This window comes from Candidatus Limnocylindrales bacterium, assembly GCA_035571835.1.
In the GTDB taxonomy this organism is placed as follows: domain Bacteria; phylum Desulfobacterota; class Binatia; order UBA1149; family CAITLU01; genus DATNBU01.
Genome location: DATNBU010000008.1, coordinates 323425 through 348398, shown reverse-complemented (window position 1 = coordinate 348398; position 24974 = coordinate 323425). Strand labels below are relative to the sequence as shown.

At 64.3% G+C, this 24974-nt stretch carries 21 protein-coding genes and 1 tRNA gene; 9 read left to right on the top strand and 13 right to left on the bottom strand.

Translation table 11 applies throughout. From position 1 onward, the window contains the following. Window positions 1-50: 50 nt before the first annotated feature. The 10 genes from lon to VN634_03150 all read right to left on the bottom strand — a co-directional run bounded on the left by lon (window position 51) and on the right by VN634_03150 (window position 10978). Entirely contained in the window at window positions 51-2573 is a 2523-nt protein-coding gene (gene lon, locus VN634_03195; GenBank protein HXC49868.1) for an endopeptidase La, read from the bottom strand. Window positions 2574-2698: 125 nt separating this feature from the next. Then, window positions 2699-3952: an ATP-dependent Clp protease ATP-binding subunit ClpX gene (gene clpX / locus VN634_03190; protein ID HXC49867.1), complete on the bottom strand. Its 1254-nt coding sequence runs from the start codon at window positions 3950-3952 to the stop codon at window positions 2699-2701. A gap of 23 nt (window positions 3953-3975) precedes the next feature. Next, complete coding sequence (gene clpP / locus VN634_03185) at window positions 3976-4569, bottom strand: ATP-dependent Clp endopeptidase proteolytic subunit ClpP (protein HXC49866.1); 594 nt, start codon at window positions 4567-4569, stop codon at window positions 3976-3978. Window positions 4570-4614: 45 nt separating this feature from the next. Next, window positions 4615-5919 carry a trigger factor gene (gene tig / locus VN634_03180; protein HXC49865.1) on the bottom strand — a complete coding sequence of 435 codons (1305 nt, stop codon included), beginning with the start codon at window positions 5917-5919 and terminating at the stop codon, window positions 4615-4617. Window positions 5920-6061: 142 nt separating this feature from the next. Further along, a tRNA-Leu gene (locus tag VN634_03175) sits at window positions 6062-6145 on the bottom strand. 124 nt (window positions 6146-6269) lie between these two features. Beyond that, on the bottom strand, window positions 6270-7376 hold the full coding sequence (locus VN634_03170) for a hypothetical protein (GenBank protein HXC49864.1): 1107 nt from the start codon (window positions 7374-7376) through the stop codon (window positions 6270-6272). Window positions 7377-7397: 21 nt separating this feature from the next. Beyond that, the gene (locus tag VN634_03165) at window positions 7398-7610 is read right to left on the bottom strand and encodes a DUF5989 family protein (protein ID HXC49863.1); all 213 of its coding nucleotides are present in this window, start codon (window positions 7608-7610) and stop codon (window positions 7398-7400) included. A gap of 46 nt (window positions 7611-7656) precedes the next feature. Then, entirely contained in the window at window positions 7657-8070 is a 414-nt protein-coding gene (locus VN634_03160) for an SxtJ family membrane protein (protein HXC49862.1), read from the bottom strand. Between the two features lie 19 nt (window positions 8071-8089). Continuing rightward, complete coding sequence (locus VN634_03155) at window positions 8090-9928, bottom strand: carbamoyltransferase (GenBank protein HXC49861.1); 1839 nt, start codon at window positions 9926-9928, stop codon at window positions 8090-8092. A 315-nt stretch (window positions 9929-10243) separates the two neighbouring features. Further along, on the bottom strand, window positions 10244-10978 hold the full coding sequence (locus tag VN634_03150) for an HAD family hydrolase (protein ID HXC49860.1): 735 nt from the start codon (window positions 10976-10978) through the stop codon (window positions 10244-10246). Between VN634_03150 and VN634_03145 the strand changes: the two genes are divergently transcribed. Both VN634_03145 and VN634_03140 read left to right on the top strand, forming a co-directional pair. Further along, window positions 10977-11969 (top strand): NADPH:quinone oxidoreductase family protein, encoded by a 993-nt coding sequence (locus tag VN634_03145; protein HXC49859.1) that lies wholly within the window; start codon window positions 10977-10979, stop codon window positions 11967-11969. The genes VN634_03150 and VN634_03145 overlap by 2 nt on opposite strands. Further along, window positions 11966-13111: an L-dopachrome tautomerase-related protein gene (locus VN634_03140; protein ID HXC49858.1), complete on the top strand. Its 1146-nt coding sequence runs from the start codon at window positions 11966-11968 to the stop codon at window positions 13109-13111. The genes VN634_03145 and VN634_03140 overlap by 4 nt, the downstream gene beginning before the upstream one ends. Before the next feature lie 807 nt (window positions 13112-13918). Here VN634_03140 and VN634_03135 read toward each other — a convergent pair. After that, window positions 13919-14827: a hypothetical protein gene (locus VN634_03135; protein ID HXC49857.1), complete on the bottom strand. Its 909-nt coding sequence runs from the start codon at window positions 14825-14827 to the stop codon at window positions 13919-13921. Window positions 14828-15097: 270 nt separating this feature from the next. Between VN634_03135 and VN634_03130 the strand changes: the two genes are divergently transcribed. Further along, window positions 15098-16648 (top strand): acyl-CoA synthetase, encoded by a 1551-nt coding sequence (locus VN634_03130; protein ID HXC49856.1) that lies wholly within the window; start codon window positions 15098-15100, stop codon window positions 16646-16648. A 15-nt stretch (window positions 16649-16663) separates the two neighbouring features. On the opposite strand, the gene VN634_03125 is transcribed toward VN634_03130, so the two are convergent. Beyond that, window positions 16664-17251, bottom strand: coding sequence for a hypothetical protein (locus tag VN634_03125; protein ID HXC49855.1), 588 nt, complete (start codon window positions 17249-17251; stop codon window positions 16664-16666). 105 nt (window positions 17252-17356) lie between these two features. On the opposite strand from VN634_03125, the gene VN634_03120 reads away from it, so the two are divergent. From VN634_03120 to VN634_03105, 4 genes are all read left to right on the top strand, one after another. Beyond that, window positions 17357-17830 carry an SHOCT domain-containing protein gene (locus VN634_03120; protein ID HXC49854.1) on the top strand — a complete coding sequence of 158 codons (474 nt, stop codon included), beginning with the start codon at window positions 17357-17359 and terminating at the stop codon, window positions 17828-17830. 12 nt (window positions 17831-17842) lie between these two features. After that, window positions 17843-19174: a GH1 family beta-glucosidase gene (locus VN634_03115; protein HXC49853.1), complete on the top strand. Its 1332-nt coding sequence runs from the start codon at window positions 17843-17845 to the stop codon at window positions 19172-19174. A 315-nt stretch (window positions 19175-19489) separates the two neighbouring features. Further along, window positions 19490-21832 (top strand): ATP-binding protein, encoded by a 2343-nt coding sequence (locus VN634_03110; protein ID HXC49852.1) that lies wholly within the window; start codon window positions 19490-19492, stop codon window positions 21830-21832. A gap of 65 nt (window positions 21833-21897) precedes the next feature. Then, on the top strand, window positions 21898-22344 hold the full coding sequence (locus tag VN634_03105) for a response regulator (protein ID HXC49851.1): 447 nt from the start codon (window positions 21898-21900) through the stop codon (window positions 22342-22344). 19 nt (window positions 22345-22363) lie between these two features. On the opposite strand, the gene VN634_03100 is transcribed toward VN634_03105, so the two are convergent. Next, entirely contained in the window at window positions 22364-23119 is a 756-nt protein-coding gene (locus VN634_03100) for a TetR/AcrR family transcriptional regulator (protein HXC49850.1), read from the bottom strand. Between the two features lie 17 nt (window positions 23120-23136). Between VN634_03100 and VN634_03095 the strand changes: the two genes are divergently transcribed. After that, window positions 23137-23802, top strand: a complete 666-nt coding sequence (locus VN634_03095; protein HXC49849.1) for a TetR/AcrR family transcriptional regulator — start codon at window positions 23137-23139, stop codon at window positions 23800-23802. After that, window positions 23799-24929 carry a ferritin-like domain-containing protein gene (locus VN634_03090; GenBank protein ID HXC49848.1) on the top strand — a complete coding sequence of 377 codons (1131 nt, stop codon included), beginning with the start codon at window positions 23799-23801 and terminating at the stop codon, window positions 24927-24929. Before VN634_03095 ends, VN634_03090 begins: the two co-directional genes overlap by 4 nt. The last annotated feature ends 45 nt before the right edge of the window (window positions 24930-24974 follow it).

Genomic DNA, 24974 nt, shown 5'->3' with positions numbered 1-24974 from the left:
AAGGCGCCTTCTTTCGAAGACGCCTTTTCGATTTCAGCCGGGAAACAGAATCAGTGCGTGATGACCTCGGTGACGTCGCCCGGCGTTGCCGCCGGCGTTGCCGCGGCAACCGGGTTCGAAAGCTCCATCTCCAGAGGCAGCGCACCGAGATCACGTGGACGAGACCGGAGGAACACCGACTTGCGGCCTTCCGGCAGCATCAGCGCTGCATCCAGTACTTCGTCCATGTGATCAACCGTTCGGATCGTCAGCGCCCGCATGACGGACGCCGGCAGGTCCTGGATGTCCTTCTCGTTCTCCGCGGGAATGATCACGCGCTTGATGCCCGCACGGTGCGCGGCCATCAGCTTTTCCTTGAGGCCGCCGATCGGAAGCACTCGCCCGCGCAGCGTGATCTCGCCGGTCATCGCAGTGTCGTGACGCACCGGCATGCGCGTGAGCGCCGAGACCAGCGACGTCGCCATCGTGATGCCTGCCGACGGACCGTCCTTCGGGATCGCACCTTCGGGAACGTGCAGATGCACGTCGATGGTCTGGTAGAAGTCGTTGCGGAAACCGAACTCCTGCGCGCGCGATCGCACGTAGCTCATCGCGGCTTCGGCCGATTCCTTCATCACGTCGCCGAGCTGGCCGGTGATCGTGAGCTTGCCCTTGCCCGGAAGCACGGTGACTTCCGTGTTGAGCAGCTCGCCGCCCATTTCGGTCCACGCGAGGCCGGTCGTGATGCCGACCATCGAGTCCTCTTCGGCACGTCCGTAGCGGAACTTGGTCGGACCGAGGTACTTCTCGATCGACTTGGCCGAGATGACGATCGGCTTCGGATTCTCGGTGGCCGCGACCTTGACGGCCACCTTGCGGCAGACGGCAGCAACTTCGCGCTCGAGGTTACGGACGCCGGCTTCCTTGGTGTAGTGCCGGATGATCGACAGCAGCGCCGCATCCGCGAACAGCACCTGCTTGTCGGGCAGCCCGTTGGTCTCGCGCTGTTTCGGAACCAGAAAGTTCTTCGCGATGTTGAGCTTCTCGAGCTCGGTGTAGCCGGGGATCCGGATGATCTCCATGCGGTCCTGCAGAGGACGCGGGATGCGGTCGAGCGTGTTCGCGGTCGTCACGAACATCACCTTCGACAGGTCGTAGTCGACGTCGAGGTAATGGTCGTTGAACGTCGTGTTCTGCTCGGGGTCCAGCACTTCGAGCATGGCCGAGGCCGGGTCGCCCCGGAAGTCGGTCGACATCTTGTCGATCTCGTCGAGCAGGAAGACCGGATTGCCCTTCCCCGCCTTCTTCAGGCCCTGGATGATCTTGCCGGGCAGCGCGCCGATGTACGTGCGCCGGTGGCCGCGGATCTCGGCTTCGTCGCGAACGCCGCCGAGCGACACGCGCACGAACTCGCGTCCGGTCGCACGCGCGATCGAACGGCCGAGCGAAGTCTTGCCGACGCCCGGAGGTCCGACCAGGCACAGGATCGGGCCCTTGATCTGTCCGACCAGCTTCGTCACGGCGAGGTATTCGACGATGCGTTCCTTGACCTTGTCGAGACCGTAGTGGTCTTCGTCGAGAACCTTGCGCGCAGCGGCGATCTCGATGTGGTCTTCGGTATAGTCGCCCCACGGCAGCGCGAGCATCCAGTCGATGTAGTTGCGCACGACCGTCGCCTCGGCCGACATCGGCGACATCATCTTGAGCTTCTTGATCTCTTTCTCGGCTTTCTCGCGCGCGTCCTCGGGCATCTGGAGCTTGGCGAGGCGCTCCTCGAGCTCCTGAATCTCGTTCTTGAACTCGTCCTTCTCGCCGAGCTCCTTCTGGATCGCCCGCATCTGCTCGTTGAGGTAGTACTCCTTCTGCGTCTTCTCCATCTGCTTCTTGACGCGCGAGCGGATGCGCTTCTCGACTTCGAGAATCTCCATCTCCGAACGCATGAAGCCGAGCACCTTCTCCAGGCGCTCGCCGATGTCGAAAGTTTCGAGCAGGTCCTGCTTGTCTTCGAGCTTGACGGTCAGGTGCGAAACGACGGTATCGCCGAGTCGCGACGGGTCGTCGATCGACGCGACCGTCATGACCATCTCGGGCGGAATCTTCTTGTTGGCGCGAACGTACGCTTCGAAGGTCGAGTTGACGCTTCGCACCAGCGCTTCCATCTCGGCGCCGGCTTCGACGTGCTCCTCGATGGGCTCGACCTCGACGGCGAAGTAGTTCTCTTCCGGCGTGAAGCTGGTGATGCGGGCCCGGCGCTTGCCTTCGACGAGGACCTTGACGGTGCCGTCCGGGAGGCGAAGCAGCTGAACGACCTGGCCGAGCGTGCCGACCTCGTGGATGTCCTCGCGCGTCGGATCGTTGGTCTTGGCGTCTTTCTGGGCGGCCAGCAGGATCGAGTGATCACCGGCCATTGCGGCTTCGAGCGCCGCGATCGACTTCTGGCGGCCTACGAAAAGCGGAACCACCATGTGCGGGAAAACAATGATGTCACGAAGCGGGAGAAGCGGGATGGCGGTCCGGCCGGTCTGCCCCTGTTCGCCTTCGGGTTCCCCGGCCCGTGGGTTTCGAAAGATCATCGGCTCGCGTTCCTTGGTCATCGCTATCTTCTCCTTCCAGCCCTGCCTGCCTCAGCCGCTCTCCACTGGTCCATCCATGGTCCTTCGCCGATCCGGCAGCAAGTCTTCTCGACTCGCCGGCCGCGAGATCTCCGCCATTCGAGCCGTCAGCTCGCTCGCGTTGCGCTCGTATAAACGACGATAGGGCTTTCCTTTCGCTCGACGACCTCCTCGGAAATCACCACTTCTTCGATCTCTGCCTGGGACGGGATGTCGTACATCACATCCAGCATGATCTCTTCCATGATGGCTCGGAGGCCGCGAGCTCCGCTTTTCCTGCGGAAGGCTTCCCGGGCAATGGCTCGAAGTGCCCCCTCCGTGAACTTCAGCCGTACGCTCTCCATCTCGAAGAGCTTCGCGTATTGTTTGGTGAGTGCGTTCTTGGGCTCCTTGAGGATGCGCACCAATGAGTCTTCGTCAAGGTCACGCAGCGCGGCAATCACCGGCACGCGGCCGACGAATTCCGGAATCAGCCCGAACTTGAGCAGATCCTCGGTCTGCACGTCGACCAGCACCGACGTGGATTCCTTCTCTTTCTTGGCGCGGATGTCCGCCCCGAAGCCCATCCCCTTCATTCCGATGCGGCGGCGGATGATGTCGTCGAGGCCGACGAACGCTCCGCCGCAGATGAACAGGATGTTGGTCGTATCGACCTGCAGGAATTCCTGCTGCGGATGCTTGCGGCCGCCCTTCGGCGGCACGCTGGCGGTGGTTCCCTCGATGATCTTGAGCAGCGCCTGCTGGACGCCTTCGCCGGAAACGTCGCGGGTGATCGACGGGTTGTCGCCCTTGCGCGCGATCTTGTCGATTTCGTCGATGTAGACGATGCCGCGCTGGCATTTCTCGACGTCGTAGTCCGCGTTCTGCAGCAGGCTCAGGATGATGTTCTCGACGTCCTCGCCGACGTAGCCGGCCTCGGTCAGGCTCGTCGCGTCCGCGATCGCGAACGGCACCTGGAGGAACCGCGCGAGCGTCTGGGCCAGCAAAGTCTTGCCGGATCCGGTCGGGCCGATCAGCAGGATGTTCGATTTCTGCAGCTCGACGTCACCGGTGACCATCGACGAATCGATGCGCTTGTAGTGGTTGTGGACGGCGACGGCGAGAACCTTCTTCGCCTTCTCCTGTCCGACCACGTACTGGTCGAGCACCTTCTTGATGTCGGCCGGCTTCGGCACCGACGAGACGGCGCTGATCGACTCTTCCTGGTCGCACTCCTCGGCAATGATGTCGTTGCAGAGGTCGATGCATTCGTCGCAGATGTAGACCGTCGGTCCCGCAATCAGCTTGCGGACTTCCTCCTGCCCCTTCCCGCAGAAGGAACACACGAGATCCTTGGTCTTGTCGTCCCCTTGTTTGCGCATGCTCGACTCCGCAGTCCCACTTCCTAGGAGACGCCGGGTCGGGACGTAATCACCTGATCGACGATCCCGAACTCCTTCGCCTCCAGCCCCGTCATGAACCGGTCCCTGTCGGTCTCGCGTTCGATGACCGCGAGCGACTGACCCGAATGTTTGGCAAGGATATCATTGAGCTCTTCCCGGATCCTCAAGATCTCCTTGGCCTGAATGGCGATGTCGCTTGCCTGTCCCTGCACGCCACCCATCGGCTGATGGATCATGATGCGGGCGTGAGGCAATGCATAGCGCTTTCCTGTGGCTCCTGCGGCCAGGAGGATCGCGCCCATGCTCGCCGCCTGTCCGATGCAGAGCGTCGAAACGGGGGGGCGGATGTACTGCATCGTGTCATAGATGGCCATACCGGCCGTGACCGACCCGCCCGGGGAATTCAGATAGAGATAGATGTCCTTGTCCGGATCCTCGGACTCAAGGAATAGAAATTGCGCAGTTACGAGCGAGGCGGTGATGTCGTTGACGTCGGACGACAGGAAGACGATGCGCTCTTTGAGCAGCCTCGAATAAATGTCGTAAGCACGCTCTCCCCGACCGGTGGTCTCAACGACCATGGGTACCAAATTCATGCTAACCTCGCGAAATCAGGCCTTCTGAGTGGGAGGGTATAGGGTTTACCCACGGTCGGCAACTTTGCTCTCCTCGACTTCACGCTCCTGCACAGTGGCCGAAGCGAAGACTCGTTCCGCGGCTTTTTCGCGGAGCATGTTGCGGCGCAGCTCCGCGATCGCGTGCGGCTGCGAGTAGTGACGACGGACCTCTTCGACTCTGCGACCGGCCGACGCGAGATGCGCACGAAGGCGGTTTTCGAGCTCCTCCTTGGTCACGTCGAGCTCCTCAGCCTTCGCGATCGCATCCAGTATGAAACCCGCCCGCAGCTCGCCGCGCGCGCGCGGCGCAAGCGCCTCGTGAAGATTTTTCGACTCTTCGCTGTCGTGGGCCGGCTTCGCTCCCATCTCGTGCATGTAGCCGTGGATGGTCTCGTGCAGCAGCTCGTTCGGAACTTCGAAGTCGTGGCTCTCGACGAGCTTGCCGACGAGCGCGTTCTGCATGCGCCGGTCGGCGTCGCGCCGCGCCCGCTCGGAGAGATCTTCGCGGATCTTTGCGCGGAGCTGGTCGAGCGTCTCGACGCCGTCGATTCCGGCTTCTGCCGCGAGGTTGTCGTCGAGCGGCGGAAGCACCTTGACCTTGATCTCGGTGACGGTGACTTCGAAGCGGATGGTCTTGCCGCGAAGACTCTCGTCGCCGTGCTCTTCGGAGAACGTCACCATGATCGGTGACTTCTTTCCGCGCTCGATGCCGGGAAGCTGCTTCTCGAAGTCTTCCGGAAAGCGACCCGAACCGACTTCGAGCAGGATGCCTTCGCCGGCCGTTCCGGGAACGGCCTTGTCGCCTTCGAAACCGAACATCGTAAAGACGATGACGTCTCCGTTCTCGACCGTCGTGCGCTCTTCCTCGACGCGCAGCACTGCCATGCGGTTGCGCATCGCTTCGAGGGCGGCGTCGACGTGCGTGTCTTCCACACGCACGATGAGCTTTTCGGCGGGCAAACCCAGATATTGTCCGAGCTCGACGTCGGGACGTACATCGACGGCAGCCTCGAACGACAGCCCGCCCTCGGCGTATTCGTGCTTGACCAGGCGCGGAGGAGTCACGATGTCGAGCTTGTGCTCGCGGATCGTCTGCGTGCAGCCCTCCTCGATCAGCTCGGTCAGCACGTCGCGCTCGACTTCGGCGCCGTAGAACTTCTCGAGCATCGGTCGCGGGGCTTTTCCCTTGCGGAAGCCCTTGAGCTGCGCCTTGTTCTGAAGGCTCCTGTACGCGCGGTCGAAACAGCCGCGCACGTGTTCGGGCGAGACCGAAACCTTGAGCGTTCGATGAATTCCCTGTTCTTCTACTGTGGACTGAATTTCCGACATTGCCGTTACGGTATCCTGCGTGGTTGCATCGTGAAAATCGCGATCGGAGCAGATGGCCGGCGCTCTGGTTTTCGCGCGTGATCTTCGTGCTGCTTCTGCGTCCCGGTCATCGCGGTCAGTGCGAGGGGAAAAGGACGAAAAATGCGAGAGGGGGGACTCGAACCCCCATCCGACGAATCGGGCTGGATCCTAAGTCCAGTGCGTCTGCCAGTTCCGCCACTCTCGCACGTCCCCGTCGTCTCGTCGTCGCGACTGCTGCCTTCCTTATATCTGTCCCGGACTTGCCCCGAGCCTGCCCGGGCTCGCCCAGGCTTGTCCCCGGCTCGAACGACACCATCCGCGGCGGCGATTTACAAATGATCGTGCGAATCGTTGCGCAGGCGGCCGCGTTGTCCGAGCAGCTCGCCGAGCCGCGGCGCAACGAAGCGCGCGACCGCATCATGGCCGGCGACCGTCAGATGGCCGTCGACCGGATAGAAAAGCTCGTCGCCGGTGCGGCGATGCTCGTCGGTGAGAAACTCCGTCGCGTCGATGTGGTCGATGCCGAGAGCCGTCATGCGTTCGCCGATCACCCGTGCGGGCTGTGACAGATCGTAGCGCGCCGCCAGGTCAGGAATCTTTCGTTCGAGGCTCGCCCGCGCCTCGGGCTCGACCATCGAGCGATACGGAAGCATCAGCACGAGCAGCGGCAGCGACAGTTGCCGGCTGGTTTCCGCGAGCGCGCTGAGCAGCGCCGACGCGTCGTCGTAGTCCTTCTTCGCTTCCGGGCCGAGCGTCCTCTCGCACAGGCCCAGGTAGCCCTCGAACGGCAGCCATTCGCCTTCCTTTTCGCTCCGTCCCTTGCGAACGCCGTAAAGAAAATCGCGAACGAGGCGGACGAGCTTGATCTCGTGCGGCTGCCGGACCGGGTATTCGCGCACGAGGTTGTGCAGCGTTCCGTCCTTGCGCACCTCCCACTCGTCGTTCTGCGCAAGATCGTTTCCGAGATAGAGCGCGTAAAGAACCGCGTCGGGATGAAGCCGCGGCGCAAACTCGGCGAGCACGCGCGGCTGCTGGATGATCTCGTAGCCGCCGGTGCCCGCATTGACCACATCGATCGAAAGCTCTTTCTCGAGCCGGTCAGCAAAAATGCTCCCGCGCTCGACGCCGTACCCCATCGCGAACGAATCGCCGAGCAGCAGCACGCGCGGCCTCGTGGCGGGCGCAGCCGGCTCGTCGTCGCGCATGCCGAGCGAATTGGTCGCGACGCCAACGTCGTATTCGGGACCGCGCATTCGAACGGAGATTCCGGGCGCCAGCCGGAATCCGAACACGTCGCTTCGGATCCATGGCGAGAAGCTCGCGGGAGGATAGTCGACGAGCCGCAGAACGACCTCGCTCGCCGCAAGGCTTGCCACCGTGACGATCGCGGCCGCCACGGCGCCGAAAAGCGCCCGGTGGCGCGGCGGTGCACTCAATGCGGTCGTTCCGGTCCTGGCCTAGAACAGCGTGTAGATGAACGGAGCGGCGGCGCTGCCTCCGAAAATCACGAGCGCGCCGACCATGAGCAGCACGACCACGATCGGAGTGATCCACCACTTCTTGTTCTGGCGCAGGTAGTCGATGAACTCGCCGGCAAGACCGGTCTGGCCCTGCCCTGCTTCCCTTTCGAACTCGCTGCGACCGCTGTTTCGTGGTGCGTTGTCCGCCATGTCGTCTATGTCCTCGAGAGAAAAATTTCGCGCGGCTTGCAGCCGTTCAGAACTGCCGGAAGTAGCGGGCTACAGGCGCCTGCTCGTGTGTCGTCCAGTACGTCGTCGCGCTTCGATCCAGCTTGCGGTTCATCGGGTCGTGGCCGAGCGCGCGGATCAGCACGCCGATCGGCGTCAGCACGGCGTAGTAGATGAAGCCGAGCAGCAGGTGCGAAACCGTCCATCCGATCGGATAGACCGCGACCATCCAACCGACGTAAATCCATTTGAGAAGCTGCGGTGCCGCCGCGCCGAGCACGCCGCCGACCGCCGCAAGCACCGCGAGAACCTCGACGCCGGTGGTCACGCCTTTCTTGTAGCCGTGCCACGCCGCCAGGCCGCCGAAGAAGAACAGGCACAGGAACCCGAACTGCCTCAGCTCCTTGCGGCTAGGACTCCAGTTGATCTCGACCATTGCCATCGCCGATCCTCCTCCTTCCTCAGTCGAGCTGGAACTGCGACAGGTATGCGCTGACGTCGATTTCCTTCGCACCGACCTGCTCTTTCTTGAGCAGCACGAAGTCTTCGAGCACGAGCACGTCCATGTTGGTCGCGAGGAAGCAGCGATACGCGTCGGCCGGTGTGCAGACGATCGGCTCGCCGCGCACGTTGAAGCTGGTGTTGATCAGCATCGGACATCCGGTCTTCTGGTCGAACTTCTCGATCAAGGTGCGATAGCGGCCGTGACGAGCGGCATCGACGGTCTGCACACGCGCCGAATAGTCCACGTGCGTGATCGCCGGAACCACCGAACGCGGGACCTTCAGCTTCTCGATTCCCTTGAGATTGCTCGCTTCGCCGTTGACGCTGAGCCGCTGGCTCTCCTGCACCGGCGCCACCAGCAGCATGTACGGGCTCTCGTCCGACGCGCGCATCCCGAAGAACTCGCTCGAACGCTCGGCAAGGACCGACGGCGCGAACGGACGGAACGATTCGCGAAACTTGATCTTCAGGTTCATCGTCGACTGCATCTCGCGGCTGCGCGCATCTCCGAGGATGCTGCGCCCGCCGAGCGCACGAGGGCCGAACTCCATGCGTCCCTGGAACCATCCGACGACGTTCTCGTTGGCGAGCAGGTCGGCGACCGCTTCGCAGAGGTCATCCTCACCCTTGTACTCGTGGGCCGTTGCGCCCTCCGACTCGAGGAACGCACGGATTTCCTCGCGGCTGTAATGCGGGCCGAGAAGGCTTCCGAACTGGCTGTCGCTCGCGCCGACGACGCGCGGCTGGTCGAGAAGCTGGTGCCAGACGAACTGGGCCGCGCCGAGCGCGCCGCCGGCATCACCGGCAGCCGGCTGGATCCAGATGTTTTCGAACGGCCCGTCGCGCAGCACGCGGCCGTTGCCGACACAGTTGAGCGCGACGCCGCCGGCCAGGCACAGGTTCTTCATTCCGGTCTGGCGATGCACGTGCCGCGACATGCGCAGCATGATCTCTTCGGTCACTTTCTGGATCGACGCCGCGATGTCCATGTGCCGGTCGTCGAGCAGCGTCTCCGCTCCGCGCGCCGGACCACCGAACAGCTGGTCGAATTTGGGCGACGTCATCGTCAGGCCCTGGCAGTAATTGAAGTAGGACATGTCCATCCGGAACGAACCGTCTTCCTTGAGGTCGAGCAGGTTGTTCAGGATCAGATCGACGAAGCGCGGCTCACCGTACGGCGCCAGCCCCATGAGCTTGTATTCGCCCGAGTTGACGCGGAAGCCGCAGTAATACGTGAACGCCGAATAGAGCAGGCCGAGCGAATGCGGGAAGCGCAGCTCGGCGTTGAGCTGCATCTTGTTGCCGCGGCCGACGCCCCAGCTCGACGTCGCCCACTCGCCGACGCCGTCCAGCGTCATGACGGCGGCTTCTTCGAACGGAGACGGAAAGAACGCGCTGGCCGCGTGCGACTCGTGATGCTCGGTGAAGATGCAGCGGCCCTTGTACTCGCCGCCGAGCCCCTTGCGGATCTCACGCGGGATGTAGAGCTTCTGCCGCAGCCACAGCGGCATCGCGCGCAGGAACGACGGAAAGCCGGCGGGCGCATAGGCCAGGTAGGTCTCGAGCAGGCGCTCGAACTTCAGAAGCGGCTTGTCGTAGAAGACGACGTGATCGAGGTCGGCCGTCCGCATTCCGGCCTGTTCGAGGCAGAAGCGGATCGCGTTCTCCGGGAAGCGGTGATCGTGCTTCTTGCGCGTGAAGCGCTCTTCCTGGGCAGCCGCAACGATGCGACCGTCCACCAGAAGGGCAGCCGCGGAGTCGTGATAGTAACCGGAGATCCCGAGAATCGAGGTCATTCGCCTTTAAGCCTTCGCTGTGTCCCAGTTTTTCGTGCGGAAACGGTTCGGGCCGGAGTGCCCTGCCGCGCCGAGGGTTCGGTCCAGGCGTGCCCGGACCGCGCAACCGGCCGGTTCTCCCGGGCCCAGCGTCGCGAGCCCTGTCGGCCCCGCCCCGGCCACTTCTGGAACAGCGACAGTCCGCCACTATAGCGGCGAGGTTCGGAACTTCCAGCGACGCTTTAGCGTACTTGCCCGTATTTTCTGACGCGGCGCGTGCGATTTCGCGGCAACATCGAGCCGGACGCCCGCGCGGCAAACGTTACGGCCGCGGCTTCAGCGGACATACCGCAGCACGTCGATCGGAGCGCCGACGATCGATGTTGCCCCGGCGGCGGCAAGCTCCGCTTCGCTGCGGAAGCCCCAGGCCGCACCGACTGCAGGGATTCCCGCCGCGCGGGCCGTCTGGATGTCGATCGGCGTGTCGCCCACGTACAGGATCCTTGCCGGCTCGATCTTCAGGCGCGCGGCAATCTCGAGCGCCCCGGCCGGATCCGGCTTCTTCGAAACCGCCGGACGCTCGCCGAAGACCGGATCGAACCGCCACGCGCCAAGCAGTGAATCCACCAGCGAAACCGTCAGGTCGTGCGGCTTGTTGGACAGCACGGCCATGGGGATGGCCCTGTCCGTCAGGCCGTCAAGGAGCTCGGGAATCCCGTCGTAAGGCTGCGTCTTGCTGGTGAGCCGCCCGCGGTAGACGTCGCGCATGCTCGCGACCGCCGCGCGCACCGTCTCCTCGTCGCGACGATCCGCGGGCAGCGCCCGCCGCGCCAGCATGGTCACGCCGTCCCCGACGAATGCGCGATAGGCGCTCACGTCGTGGGCTGCGAGTCCCATTTGCGAAAGAACCTGATTCATCGACTCGCCGATGTCGGCCAGCGAATCGAGAAGCGTTCCATCGAGGTCGAAGATGACGGCTTCGGCGAGCATCGACGGGATGTTGCCGCCGCCGCGCGCCGAGTCGAACGCGATTGAGTCGGGCCGGTCGCCGCGACACAACGCCGCGAACATGCGCGCATGGGTCGTCCACGAACACGGAGAGCATCGAGACCGGCTTCGCCTCGAAACGGGTCTTCCCGAGCCGAAGCGTGGCCACGGCCAGATCCTCGTCGCGATCCGTGCCGTCGGATTGAACTTCGCCGACCTGCTGTCGATCCAGGGCCGCTACCAGGTCAAAGCGCCGCTTCCATTCACTCCGGGAATCGAGGCCAGCGGGACCGTGCTCGAAGCCGACCATGACGGCCGATTCGCGCCGGGGCAGTCCGTCATCGTGGCCATGCCGTGGGGAGCTCTCGCCGAACGCGTCGCGGTCGGTCCGGAATCGTGCCTCGCCGTGCCGGACGGAATGCCGCATCGGGAGGCCGCTGCGCTTCTGCTTGCGTACCAGACTTCGCACTTCGCGCTGCATCGCCGCGCAGCGCTTCAGCGCGGCGAATTCCTGCTCGTCCAGAATGGCGCGGGCGGCGTGGGGACAGCGGCAATCCAGCTCGGCAAGGCGTGCGGCGCAACAGTCGCCGCAACCGCGGGCGGCGCGGAAAAGCTCGAGGTCTGCCGGCGCGCCGGCGCGGACCACGTCATCGACTACAAGGACGAAGACTTCGTCGCCGAAGTCCTGCGCCTTACCGATGGGCGCGGAGCCGATGTCATCTACGAGAGCATCGGCGGAGACGTGTTCGATCAATCGACCCGCTGCATCGCGTTCGAAGGCAGGCTGCTCGTGATCGGATTTGCCGGCGGGCGCATTCCGACCATCGCCGCAAACCGCATCATGCTCAAGAACATCTCGGTCGTCGGCCTGAACTGGGGCGCGTATCGCGATCACCACAGCGCTTACGTCGCCGAAGTGCATCGCGAGATCTGTAAGATGCATACGGCGAAACGCATCTCGCCGATGATTTACAGGACGTATCCGTTCGAGGATCTGCCCGACGCGCTCGACGATCTTCAAAGCCGGCGAAGCTGGGGCAAGCTCGTCGTCGATGTTTCCCCGGAGGTCCAGTGAAAGTGCTTGGACGCATTCTTGCGGCGCTCGGCTGTATCATCGTCGTGCTCGTAGCGGCCGTCTGGCTGATGCTCGGCGGCGGTCATGCCCTTCCCGACCGCTCGACGACGCCGACGATGCGCTTCGATGTCGTCGAGAAGGTAGCCGACCTCGACTACCCTCCCGGCAACATCGCGGTTTCCGCCGACGGACGCGTGTTCTTCACGCTGCATCCCGACGGTCATCCGCCCCGGCAGGTCGTCGAGCTCGTGCACGGCAAGCCGGTGGCGTTTCCGAACGAGGAATTCCAGCACGAAAGCCCGGGGATTCCGTGGTTCCAGTCGATCCTGTCGATGCGCATCGACCGTCAGGGACGCCTGTGGACGCTCGACTTCGCGCGTTTCGGTCGCGGCACGCCGCGCATCGTCGCGTTCGACATCGCAACCCGCAAAGTCGTCCACGAATACGATTTTCCTTCCGATGTCGCCGGGCTCGGCTCGATGCTGAATGACTTCCAGGTCGATCCGTCGGGGCGCTACATCTACATCGCCGAGACAAGCCCCGTGCTTCAGCGGCCCGCGCTCATCGTCTACGACACGGAGAGCCGCACGAGCCGGCGCCTTCTCGACGGTCACGAATCGGTCCAGGCCGAGCCTCTGATCATCCAGGCCGGCGCGCGCCGCATGCTGCTGCCGGGAGGAATCCTCCCGCTGCGAATCGCCGTCGATTCGATCGCGCTCTCACGCGACGGCGCGTGGCTCTACTACGGCGCCGTGACCGGCAGCCGCATGTACCGCATCCGCGCGAGCGACCTTCTCGATTCGACCCTCGATGCCGGAACGCTCGCGTCCCGCGTCGAAGTCTTCGCGGACAAGACGCTGAGCGACGGCCTGACGACCGACGACGCGGGCAACGTTTATCTGGGAGACATGGAACACTCGGCCATCCATCGCCTGCACCCCGACGGAAGGCTCGAAACGCTGCTCATCGACGCGCACCTTCGATGGCCCGACGGCTTCAGCTTCGGCCCCGACGGCTACCTCTACGTGACCTGCAGCGCGCTCCAGCAAGTTCTTTTCCGCCCGGACACCGAGATCCGCGCCGGCGCGCCTTACCAGATCTGGCGCTTCCGCCCCGGTCCCGCAGCCGCATCGGGACAGTGAGCAGTCACCGCACCGCGCGAATCGTCCGGTGCATTGTCGCGGTGGATTGCAGGGTCTTTATCGGGCCGGCAAGGGGCAATGCCCTGTCGGCGGGTTCTCGCCTTCGCACCGCTCCACCACTCCTTCCCCGCCACGCTTCGGCTCGATACGCTCGCCGCGCTCCGCTCCACCGCAACTCCGCGCCCCGCGCTTGTCTGCGCGATCCGCCGCCATGGCACAGCCCCTCGCCAGCCCTCCAAGAGAACGTCCCTCCGGACCTACATCAGACGTGGTAGTTTCCTCCGGCCGCAGATCGAGCGCGGGTGTCCCAACTTCCGCTGCTGAACAAACACGAAATGGGTTGGGCGCCTCGTCGCGATGGTTCGGCCTATCGAACTTTCGTGTCGCCATGCATCGCTGTCATCGCCAAACGAGGGTCGCATGAACAGCGTAAAGCTCGACACCGGCCTCGACAGCCGGAAGCATGTCCGCGCATTCACAACGCATGTCTTTTGAAAAGCACGCCTTGGATGCCGCTCTTGGAGGGCCGGCGGGGGCGGTGCCGCAGAGGCGGCTGGCGCAGACAAGCGAGGGGCGTGGAGTGGTGGCGAAGCGGAGCGCGGCGAGCCTATCGAGCCGTAGCGTGGCGGGGCGGAAGTGGTGGAATGGTGCGAAGGCGAGAACCCGCGCCGACGCGGCACTGCCCCCGCCGGCCCGATACCGGCGCGACAAATTCACGCCGGTCGCATGCGAGTCGCGGCTCGAAACAAGAATACGCAGCGATCGCGCGAGGATTCAGGCTTGGAAGTCGCCGCTGAAGTCGCGAGCCTACTGGTTCAGTCGGAATACCGCGCCGACGAGCTTGTCGTCCTCGCCGATGTTCACCGTACACGGTGTCTTCGTATCCTTGCACGGGCCGTACTCCACCCATCCCGCAAAATGCGACGAGTCCCTCGCCTTGGCCGTAAGCGTAACGTTGACACCGAGCGGGAACTCCGCGGAACAGTGGTCATCCGTCGGACTGCAGCTGATGCCGGCCGGGTTCGACGTCACCTTGCCCTTTCCGCGTCCGCGCAACTCGACCGTGAGAACGCGTACTCCGCCTTTGGTCGTTACCGCGCGCGGGGTCGTAAAGACCGAATCGTCCCAGCAGATGCCGGGACGGCCGAGCGCGCGCATGCGGTAGACGTACGAGGTCGCGGGCTCGAGCGTGTAGTCGTCGTAGGTCTCGAGATTCGGATCCACGCGGACGACAGTCTTGAACCGCGTCGAGCCGAGAGGAGCCCTCTGGATCTCGAAGCCGCGCTCGCCGTCGCTGCGATCGGACCAGCCGATGCGAACGACATGCAGAGCGATCAGGCGGGCGTTGAAATAGATCGGAACCGGCGGACGCGGACGGTTGACGAAGCACTGGTTGCTGAGATCGGAAACGTCGCCGTCGCGGATGGCGCGCACCTGGTAGATGAAGACCGTGTCCCTGGCCGCGTCGTCGACGAACTCGGTGATATTGGCGCCTACGGTCCCGCGCGATTCGAACTGCGATTCGGTAACCGGCCGTCTCAGGATCTGGAACCCATCCTCGTCGACCGACAGATCTTTCCACGTGAGCCGAACCTGCGTGGAGCTGATCCGCTCCTTGCGGACCATCGACGGCGCGACGACTTCGTCCGCGAACGCAGAGGCCGCAGTCGCAGCGCAAAGAACAGTGGAAAGGACAGCAGTCGAAAGTGCTCTCATCGGCGTTCGGTTCTCCTGACGTGTCGGACGATCCCCCGGACACTCGCGCCGCCCAGGGCGTCGGCCCGGCGACAGATGCTGCGCTCCCCAGCGAGCGCGACTGCCGAAGCGCTCACCCGCGGGCGCGACGGACGCAGGATCTTACCGAGGAACCACTCCGCAGGGTAGCGCAAGAATGCATCTCCGATCGAAAATGGAGGTCTCTCCACCGCTTGACGCGCGAGCGATGCACCGACATCAGGGCCCGAATCGTCCGTTTCGGGAGGAATCATGTCGGAGTACGGCTTCTGGAAACTTGCCTCGCAGGATCCGGCGCGCATCGCGCTGGTGACCCCCGACGGGTGTGCGGTGACCGCCGGCGAGCTTGCCGCGCAATCGAACCGGCTCGTGCACGCGATGCGTCGTCTCGGCATCCAGCGTGGAGATGCGGTCGCCGCGATGGTCCCGAACGGCCGCGAGATGGTCGAGCTCTATCTGGCGGCATTCCAGGCAGGCTTCTACCTGACGCCGATCAACCAGCATCTGACCGCGCAGGAAGTCGCCTACATTCTCGGCGATTGCGGCGCCAAAGCGTTCTTCACGCACCAGAGCTACGCGGACTCCGCGCGCGCTGCCGCCGACCAAGCCGGACTCGCTGCCGAGCGCCGGATTTCGTCCGGGCATCCGGCAGGCTTTGTCGCGTACGAAGATTTTACGAGCGGCTTTCCGGATGATGCGCCCGAAGCGCGCACCGCCGGACAGGTCATGAACTACACGTCGGGTACGACCGGGCGTCCGAAAGGCGTGCGCCGGCGGCTGATGGATTTCGACCCGGACATGGTCGGATCCATGTACGCCATGTTCCTGGCGATGTTCGGCATCGAGCCGCTCGCCGGCAACGTGCATCTCGTCGGCTCGCCGCTCTATCACACGGCCGTCCTCATGTTCACGGCGTGCTCGCTGCACTACGGACACACCGTCGTGCTCATGGACAAGTGGACGCCCGAGTCGGCGCTCGAGGCAATGGAGCGCTGGCGCGTGACGACCAGCCACATGGTCCCGACGCAGTTCCACCGCCTGCTCGCGCTTCCCGAAGACGTGCGCGGCCGCTTCGACTTGTCGTCGCTGCGCCACATGATTCACGCTGCAGCGCCGTGTCCGGTCGACGTGAAGAAGAAAATGATCGCGTGGTGGGGACCTGTCGTCTACGAGTACTATGCAGCCAGCGAAGGCGGCGGAACGCTGGTGACGCCGCAGGAATGGACGATAAAACCCGGAACCGTCGGTCGCGCGTGGGCAGGCTCGGCGATCCGCATCCTCGATGACGACGGCAACGAGTGCGCCACTGGCACGCCGGGAACCGTTTACATGGCGCTCGGCACGGCCGACTTCGAGTATCACGGCGACAAGAACAAGACGGCGGCCAACCGCCGCGACGGCTTCTTTACCGTCGGCGACATCGGATACCTCGACGAGGACGGCTACCTTTTCCTGTGCGACCGCAAGATCGACATGATCATCGCGGGCGGCGTCAACATCTATCCGACCGAGATCGAGAGCGCGCTGCTCGCGCATCCGAAAGTCGGCGACGCAGCGGTCTTCGGCATTCCGAATGAAGACTGGGGCGAAGAGGTCAAGGCTGCCATCGAGCCCGCAGCGGGCGTCGAGCCGGGCGCGCCGCTGGCCGAAGAGCTCGCGGAGTTCTGCCGGCAGACTCTCGCCAAGTACAAATGCCCGCGCTCGTTCGACTTCGTGAGCGAGATGCCGCGCGATCCGAATGGCAAGCTGTTCAAGCGCAAGCTTCGCGACCCGTACTGGCAGGGTCGCGAGCGCGCGATCTAGGATGGTCGCCCGGCCTTAGTGGGCCTTGTGCGATTTGTCGGGCAGCGTCTCGACGAGCAGCTTCGACGCATTGACCGCAGCCTCGTACTGTCGCGATCCGCGCGAGAACACCGTGAGCACGCCGCTCAGCGTGCTGCTTGCGGTTGCGACGTCGCGCCACACCACGCGGCCCCGGGTGCGATCGACGAGCACCGCAGCCAGGCGGGCATCGTAGACCTCGCCCGTCTGGTCGACGCCGGGCTCGAGACGCTCGACCTGCACGAGCATGAAATATTTCGAGTCCTCGGGCGCGAGCGGCACGAGCTGATCGGGGCCCGCCACGTGAAGATCGAGCGGCCCCGTCGGGCGCTCGCGGAAGCGATCGGCCGCGAGCGTGAAATATCCCCGCTCGCGCATGAACCGGACGGTCGCATCGCCGACGTTGCGGGCCACCTGCACCTGCTCGAAGCGCGACGGCCTGGCATCGATCACCGGGAGCACGACGACCTCGTCGATCTCGTCGGGACGGATGGTGTCGTCGAGGACCAGCGGGGCCCGCGGCGAGGCACAGCCGGCGAGCACGATTGCGAGAAAAAGAGGAAGGAGGCTTCTGCGATGCGTCATCGGCTGCAAAATTAGGCACCGACTGGCTGGCAAGCAAGCGCCCTGGCCGACTTCGCACCTCGCTCCGGTAGCAGGCTTGCCGATGCTGGGTTAAAAGCGCCGGTCATGCAGCGACACCCTGGTTACAGCACTTTCCTTGTTGCGGCGGCGATCGGATGCCTTTCCGGCAGCGCTCTCGCTCATACCGGCGGACCTCTGGATCCGGACGGCTGTCACGCCGACCATCGAACCGGCTCGTACCATTGCCACCGGGGGGCAGCAGCCGGCTACACGTTTCCGAACCGCGAGGCGATGCTCGAGGCCGTGCGCACGGGGAAGTTTCCCGAGAAAACCGTCGACGAGGAAGGCTTCTTCTCCAAGCTGTGGCCGTGGGGCAAGCACCACGAGCAGCAGACGGCGGAAGAAGCGGCAGCCGCCAAGCCCACCAGCGCTCCGGCGGCCGACGGGGCCACGGCCGTCTCCACGAAAGAACACGATCTCCAGGAGAAGCTCAAAGTTCTTCAGGGACTCTACGACATGGGCCTGATCACGAAGGACGAATACGAAAGCAGGCGCAAAGCCATTCTCGACCAGATCTAGGAGCCCCGGACTGTGCCCGTTCTGCGTTTCCCCAATGGTTTCCTGTGGGGCTCGGCAACCGCTTCGTACCAGATCGAAGGCTCGCCGCTCGCCGACGGCGCCGGTGCGAGCATCTGGCATACGTTCAGCCATACGCCGGGCGTCATCGCCGGTAACGACAACGGCGACGTCGCCTGCGACCACTACCGGCGCTGGAAGAGCGACGTCGCGCTCATGCGCGAGCTCGGGCACCGGGCGTACCGGTTCAGCGTCTCGTGGCCGCGCATTTTTCCCGACGGTCACGGCCGGACAAATCCCGCCGGCATCGCATTTTACGACCGGCTCGTCGATGGGCTCCTCGAAGCCGGCATCGAGCCGATGATCACGCTCTACCACTGGGATCTCCCGCAGAAGCTGCAGGACGAAGGCGGCTGGTCCAATCCGCAGATTGCCCGCCATTACGCCGACTATGCGGCGACGATGTTCGATGCGTGCGGCGACCGCGTGAAGAAGTGGATCACGTTCAATGAGCCGTGGGTGTTTCACTGGGTCGGCTCGGTTCTCGGCATCCATGCGCCGGGACATCACGACATGGCCGGTGCGTTCCTCGGCGGCCATCACACGCTGCGCGCGCATGGACTGGCCGTACAGCGTTTTCGCGACCAGGTTCCGGGCGGCGAGATCGGCATCACCGTGAGCGTGCAGGCGCATGTTCCTGCCAGCGATGACCTGCTCGATGAGGAGGCTGCAGCCCGCGCGCGCGCGTTCAACAACGAATGGTTCGTCGACCCGATCGTGCTCGGCGAGTATCCGGCTGCGCTGCGCGAACAGTTCGGAACGATGCTTCCGGAGATCGACGACGATGATCGCGCGCTGTTCCAGGCGCCGATCGACTTCCTCGGCATCAATTACTACACGCGAAACCTCGAACGCCACGACGAGCAGGGGTTTCTGCAGGTCGCGACCGAACGTGCGATCGGAGTGCACACGGCGATGGATTGGGAGATCTATCCGGCCGGGCTCTATCGCGTGCTTCACGAGTTTCACGAACGTTACCGGCTTCCGCTCTACGTGACGGAAAACGGCGCCGGCTACGAGGACGAAACGCCCGGCCCCGACGGCCGCGTGAACGATCGCGAACGCCTTCGCTACATCCAGAGCCATCTCGAGATGTGCCACCGCGCGATCAGCGACGGGATCGATCTGCGCGGCTATCTCGTGTGGTCCCTCATGGACAACTTCGAATGGGGCTTCGGCTATGCGAAACGGTTCGGGATCGTGCGCTGCGACTTCGAAACGCTGGCGCGCACTCCAAAGGCCAGCGCGCTCTGGTACCGGCGCGTGATCGAGGAGAACGGAATCTGACCACTCCCGCAGCAGTGCCTGCCAGCCCGTGCATCGGCGTCTGCCAGCTGCGTCGCGGAACCGATCTGTGCGAAGGCTGCCTGCGCACTTTGACGGAAATCACCGAATGGGGATCGGCGACGGCCGAGCGCCGTCGCGAGATCGTAGCCGCCGCCGACAAGCGACGGATCGAGGAGCCGTCCGCAGGGATTGCGGCCGTGAGATCGGAACCGAAATGACGGCGGATCTCGCGGCCGGCGGCCGCGATGCGCTTTTTCGACGATCAAAAACAATCTAAGCTCGGACGCTCGCAGCCCGCAGCGGTAGGTCGACTTCTTGCAGACAACAGATCCGGCCATACCCGACTCGCGGGCCACGCCCGCCCGCAAGGCGAAGGATGCCGACCGGCGCCCGCCGTCCGACCACCGGCGTGTCGGTATCATCGTCTTTCTGATCGGTCTGGTGATCTCCCTCGGCGCGTTCGTCTGGTGCACCGGCCACGAGAGGCGTGAGATTCGAGACGATTTCGTGCGTCGCGGCGCGTCACTGCTGGCCGCGATGAAACGCGAAATTGCCGTGCGGCTCGACATTCTCGACACGTTCGGCGCGTTCATCGAGGCCACGCATGCCGACAGCCGCGCCGACCTGCGCAATTTCATGACCCGCCTTACGCGCGAGCAGGCCGGGACCGTGACACTCGACTGGGTGCCGAGAATTCCTGCCGAGGAGCTCAAAAGCTACGAGGAAAAGCAGTGGCTCCAGGGTTTTCCGGACTTTCGCGTGCATCGGGCCGGATCCGCGCTGCCTGCGGCCCGCGAATACCTTCCTCTCCATTTCGGAATCGGTGCCGGCGCGCGTGTCGACGGCATGGACCTGACGCCCGGCGCCGAGTTGTCGTCGCTTCCGGGACTCGAAGCAGCGTTCGCCGACGCGCGTACGCGACATGCCGTCGCAGCAGCTCCACCCGTGGAGCTGGCGAAACCGGGCGGCACGCAGGCTGCCGCGCTCGTCGTGGCCCCGCTGATGACCGGCGACCCGTCCGCCGCCGACCGGCAGAACGACCTGCGCGGCTATGTGCTCGGGCTGCTCGAAATCGAAGCCATTGCGCGCGACGCCATTTCGGAAAGCGACCGTGCTTCGCTGTCGATCGAGCTGCGCGACGTCGCGATGGGTGCGACCGCGCAGCCGCTTTTCCGGCAGCGCGCTCCGCGCGCCGAGACGCAGGGCACTCTCGTCAAGCTTTCGAATCTTCTCGGCGGAGTGCCGGCCGATCAGCAGCTCGCGCTCGATATCGGCGGGCGTCGCTGGGCGCTCATCGTCGGCCCCGGTGAAAACCTGATCCATGCTCATCTGACGTGGCAGCCGTGGGTGCTTCTGACAACCGGAACCATTCTGTCGGTCCTGCTTGCGATGGCCGCCAACGGCTATGCGATGCGCGGCGTCGGCCTTGCCAGCATGCGCAAGCGCCTCTCACTCGAACGCCGCGACTACATGGAGAAGGTCGGACGCCTCAACGAGGACCTCGAGCGCGAAAAGCTCGACCGGCGCCGCACCGAGGAAAGCCTTTTCCGCGAAAAACAGCAGTTCCGGCTCATGTTCAACGCCGTTCCGGCCATGATCTTCTACAAGGATACGAAGAACCGCTTTCTGCTGGTGAACGAAGCGGCGGCGGCTTCGCTGTCGCGCACCGTCCCGGAGATGGAAGGCAAGCCGTGCTCCGAAATTCTTCCGGCGCGCGCGTACGAGCTCTATCGCGACGACCTCGAAATCATCCAGAGCGGAAAACCGAAGCTCGGCATCATCGAGGAGTCGCAGTCGGCGAGCGGCAGGACGATCTGGACACGCACCGACAAGCTTCCCGAGTACGATGCGATGGGGCGTGTCGTCGGCATCCTCGTGTTCTCGCAGGACATCACCGAGCACCGCCAGGCCGAAGCCGAGATCCGGCGCCTGAACGAAGAGCTCGAGCAGCGTGTCAGCGCGCGCACGGCGGAGCTGCGGGCGGCAAACCAGGAGCTCGAGTCGTTCGCGTACTCGGTCTCGCACGATCTTCGCACGCCGCTGCGGACGATCGACGGATTCAGCAAGCTCGTGCTCGACGAGCACGGCTCCGACCTGAGCGAAAGCGCTCTCGAGTACCTGAAGCGCCTGCGCCTCGCCGCGCAGCGCATGGGCCACCTGATCGACGACCTTCTCAAGCTGACCCGGGTCAGCCGCGCCGAGCTGCGGCGCGAGGAGGTCGACCTGAGCGCCTTCGCCCGCCAGTGCATCGAAGACCTGAGACGCACGAGCGGAGATCGTCGCGTCGACGTCGTGATCGAGGCCACGCCGTTTGCCGTCGGCGACCCCGTGCTGCTCTCGAACGTCGTTCAGAACCTGGTCGGCAACGCCTGGAAGTTCACGAGCAAGAACGACGAGGCCCGTATCGAGTTCGGTTCCCGAACGGTCGAGCGAGACCGGACGGCGTTCTACGTTCGCGACAATGGCGTCGGTTTTGATATGGTTTACGCCGACAAGCTGTTCGGGGCCTTCCAACGCCTGCACAGCCATGATGAATTCGAGGGATCCGGCATCGGCCTTGCCACCGTCCAGATGATCATCCGTCGCCACGCGGGTGAGGTCTGGGCCGAGAGCGAGCCGGATCAGGGAACGACGTTTTATTTCACGTTAGGCTCATGATCGGAGCGAGCATCCACCAGCGAAGCGGGCATACACCAGCGAAGCGGAAGTAAGAGAGGGGCGAGATGGCTGAGCGAATCATTCTTCTGGTCGAGGACAATCCCGACGACGCCATTCTCACGCGGCGCGCGCTCGAAAAGAGCGACGTGTCCCATCGCGTGGAAGTGGCCCGGGACGGGCTCGAGGCGCTCGACTACCTGTTCGCGCTCGGAACCCACGCGGATCGCAAGGCCAGCGACATGCCGGCGCTCATCCTGCTCGATCTGAAGCTCCCGAAAGTGGACGGCCTCGAGGTGCTGCGCCGCCTGCGCGCCGACCGCCTCACCAAGCTGATTCCCGTCATCGTGCTGTCGTCGTCCGACGAGCCTGCCGACGTGATCGAAAGCTACGGGCTCGGGGCCAACAGCTACATCCGCAAACCGGTCGATTTTGCCGAGTTTACCGAGACCGTCCGCGCACTGGCCCACTACTGGCTGCGCCTGAACGAGCCGCCTCCGTCCGAGCCGGCCTGAGCCGCAGCTCCGGTTATTTTCAGGAAGCCGCTGGCCGGGTCGACCGGAAGCGGAACGCGGTTCCGAGCACACGCGTAAGGAATTCGACCGCGGCATTCACGTCCGGATCCGGGCGCGAAAGAAGCACCACCGAAATCTCGACCGATGCGGCGCGAAGCACGGCTTCGGAGAAATCCCCGTCGAGCGCATCGCGCCCGCCGTCGGCCACCGCCGCTTCGAGATCGCGGCGAAGCGCTGCGTAGACCGGCCGCAGTGACTTGTCGTCGAGCAGCGAGCGCAGCATCGACAGGTTGCGCCGCAGCAGCATCGCGATCGACTGGTTCGCGATCAGCCCTTCGAACAGCGCGCGGCTGGCCATGCCGAGGTACTCCTCGGCACCGTTGGCCTTGGCGCGGATCGCATTGAGCGACTCGAGCATCCGGCCGGCCGCCGTAGCCAGCAGCTCGTCACGAAGCGCGTCCTTGTCGCGGTAATAATTGTAGAAGGTGCTCGGCGTCATGCCGGCGCGATGAACCACGTCGCTGACAGTCGTGTTCTCGAATCCGGTCTCCGTGAAAGCTTCAACGGCGGATTTGAGGAGCCTCTCACGTTTCTCGGCCCGGTTCTGCTCGTGCTTGCTCGCCAATGCTGCCCCGTTCCGCTCGCCTGACCAGCCCTCTGCCCTCAACGGTCGGAATTCGCGGATCCTACCCGGAATGGCGGCATGAGACGAACGAACCGGCGAGAATCCTGTGCATCCTCGCCCTTTTGTCTTGACTGCCGGCGCGCATGACACTAACGTCACCAACTGACATGGACGTCACACCGGTCACTTCCGCCCCGGCCCGAAGCCGTCTCCAGACGCGGAGCCGCCTTCTCGATTCGGCCACGAAGCTGTTTGCCGAGCGCGGCCTGCACGGCGTGACGAGCCACGAGATCGCGCGCGCGGCCGGAGTGGCTTCGGGCACGTTCTACCTTCACTTCCGCGACAAGACCGACGTGTACCGGCACATCGTCTTCCACGCGATCGAAGATCTCGTGCGCAGTGTTCAGCAGGCCGTCGGAGCGGCCACCGGCAACGTGCTTCGCCAGCGCGCGCGGGCCGAGGCCATCGTCACGTTCGCCGAAGCCAATCGTGACGTCATCCGCATCCTGTTCAGCACCGACTCCGAAGCCGCGTCCGTCGAAGCCGACGCGCTTACGAGCCTTGCTACCGGACTCGAGGCTCGCCTTCGCCGCGAACGTGAGGAAGGCCTTTTCCCCGCGGACCTCGATCCGGTCGTCTGCGCGCGCGCGCACGTCGGCATGACGGCGCACCTGATCGACTGGTGGACCCAGGATCCGTCGCGCGCGTCGCGCGACGACGTCATCGAAACTCTCGTCCGTCTGCAGTTCCTCGGCACCGGCGCTGCCAGGCAAGAACTCAAGCAAGAGCCCAAGCAAGATTCCAGGCAAGATCTCAAGGTGGAACAATCATGAGCAACAACGACATCACCCACGATCCGATCTACAACACCGTCGGCCGCGACGACTTCCGCTCGATGCTCGAAGTCGAGCGCTACGGCGAGCGCACGGATGCCTTCGACGCCATCATCTCGGCGACGCACGATCATTTCTGGGATCCGATGGATCCGGCCTACATTGATTTCTCCAAGGACAAGTTCGATCTCGCCGAAGAGACGATCATGCCGCTCGATTTCACGGTGGAAATGAACAGCGCCGTGGCCGACCGGCTAGACGACGGACAGAAGATACGGCTCGCGAACGAAGTGTCGCGCTGGAGCCTTTCGAGCCTGCTGCACGGCGAGCAGGGCGCGCTGTCCCTTTCTGCAAGCCTTTGCCACATCATGCGCGATCCCGGCGCGCTCGAATACGCGAGCAACCAGGTGCGCGAAGAAGCCCGCCACGTGACGGCATTCAGCCGCTACATCCAGATGCGTTTCGGCACGCCGTACCCGTGCGGCGACACGCTCGGCGAGCTCATGAACGAGCTCGTGCTCGCGCCCGAGGTCTACAAGAAGCTCGTCGGCATGCAGATGCTCGTCGAGGGACTCGCGATGGGCGCGTTCGCCACGCTGCACAGCAAGACCCGCGATCCGCTGCTGCGGCGCATGGTGCAGCTGGTGATGACCGACGAGGCTTTCCACCACCGCTTCGGCAAGATCTGGGCGGATCGCACCGTACCCAGCCTTTCCGAATCCGAGCACGAGAAGGTCGAGATGTGGGCGGCCGACTGCTTCCAGAAGATCTTCTTCAACCTCGTCAACGCCGAGCAGAAGAAAATCATCTACTCGCAGTTCGGCCTCGACTGGCAGTGGGTGCGAAGCGCGGTGCAGGAAGCTTTCACCGACAACGACCGCCGCCGCCTGATGCGCGAAGGCACCAACATCTTCCGCGTGCTGATCAAGACCCTTCTCAACGCCGGGATCATCACCGACCGCACCAAGCCGGTGTACGCGATGTGGGTCGACATGGACGAGCTGCGCACCGAGGGCGACCTGTCGGTCGGCGATGCGATCGCCGAGGAAGGCATCGAATACCTGCGCGACATCAATCGCGGACGCAAGACGATCGGCCGCGCGCTCAAGTCCGCACCGGCCGCCTAGCAGGAAAAAATCGGGGACAGACACCGATTTCCGGAAATCGGTGTC

Excerpts from the sequence above, each read along its gene's own strand:
- clpP (HXC49866.1), bottom strand. The coding sequence starts at position 4,569 with ATGAATTTGGTACCCATGGTCGTTGAGACCACCGGTCGGGGAGAGCGT.
- VN634_03130 (HXC49856.1), top strand. The coding sequence starts at position 15,098 with ATGTCGGAGTACGGCTTCTGGAAACTTGCCTCGCAGGATCCGGCGCGC.
- VN634_03150 (HXC49860.1), bottom strand. The coding sequence starts at position 10,978 with ATGTTCGCGGCGTTGTGTCGCGGCGACCGGCCCGACTCAATCGCGTTC.
- tig (HXC49865.1), bottom strand. The coding sequence starts at position 5,919 with ATGTCGGAAATTCAGTCCACAGTAGAAGAACAGGGAATTCATCGAACG.
- VN634_03120 (HXC49854.1), top strand. The coding sequence starts at position 17,357 with ATGCAGCGACACCCTGGTTACAGCACTTTCCTTGTTGCGGCGGCGATC.
- VN634_03145 (HXC49859.1), top strand. The coding sequence starts at position 10,977 with ATGCGCGCATGGGTCGTCCACGAACACGGAGAGCATCGAGACCGGCTT.
- lon (HXC49868.1), bottom strand. The coding sequence starts at position 2,573 with ATGACCAAGGAACGCGAGCCGATGATCTTTCGAAACCCACGGGCCGGG.
- VN634_03160 (HXC49862.1), bottom strand. The coding sequence starts at position 8,070 with ATGGCAATGGTCGAGATCAACTGGAGTCCTAGCCGCAAGGAGCTGAGG.
- VN634_03105 (HXC49851.1), top strand. The coding sequence starts at position 21,898 with ATGGCTGAGCGAATCATTCTTCTGGTCGAGGACAATCCCGACGACGCC.
- VN634_03135 (HXC49857.1), bottom strand. The coding sequence starts at position 14,827 with ATGAGAGCACTTTCGACTGCTGTCCTTTCCACTGTTCTTTGCGCTGCG.
- VN634_03155 (HXC49861.1), bottom strand. The coding sequence starts at position 9,928 with ATGACCTCGATTCTCGGGATCTCCGGTTACTATCACGACTCCGCGGCT.
- VN634_03095 (HXC49849.1), top strand. The coding sequence starts at position 23,137 with ATGGACGTCACACCGGTCACTTCCGCCCCGGCCCGAAGCCGTCTCCAG.
- VN634_03090 (HXC49848.1), top strand. The coding sequence starts at position 23,799 with ATGAGCAACAACGACATCACCCACGATCCGATCTACAACACCGTCGGC.
- clpX (HXC49867.1), bottom strand. The coding sequence starts at position 3,952 with ATGCGCAAACAAGGGGACGACAAGACCAAGGATCTCGTGTGTTCCTTC.
- VN634_03125 (HXC49855.1), bottom strand. The coding sequence starts at position 17,251 with ATGACGCATCGCAGAAGCCTCCTTCCTCTTTTTCTCGCAATCGTGCTC.
- VN634_03165 (HXC49863.1), bottom strand. The coding sequence starts at position 7,610 with ATGGCGGACAACGCACCACGAAACAGCGGTCGCAGCGAGTTCGAAAGG.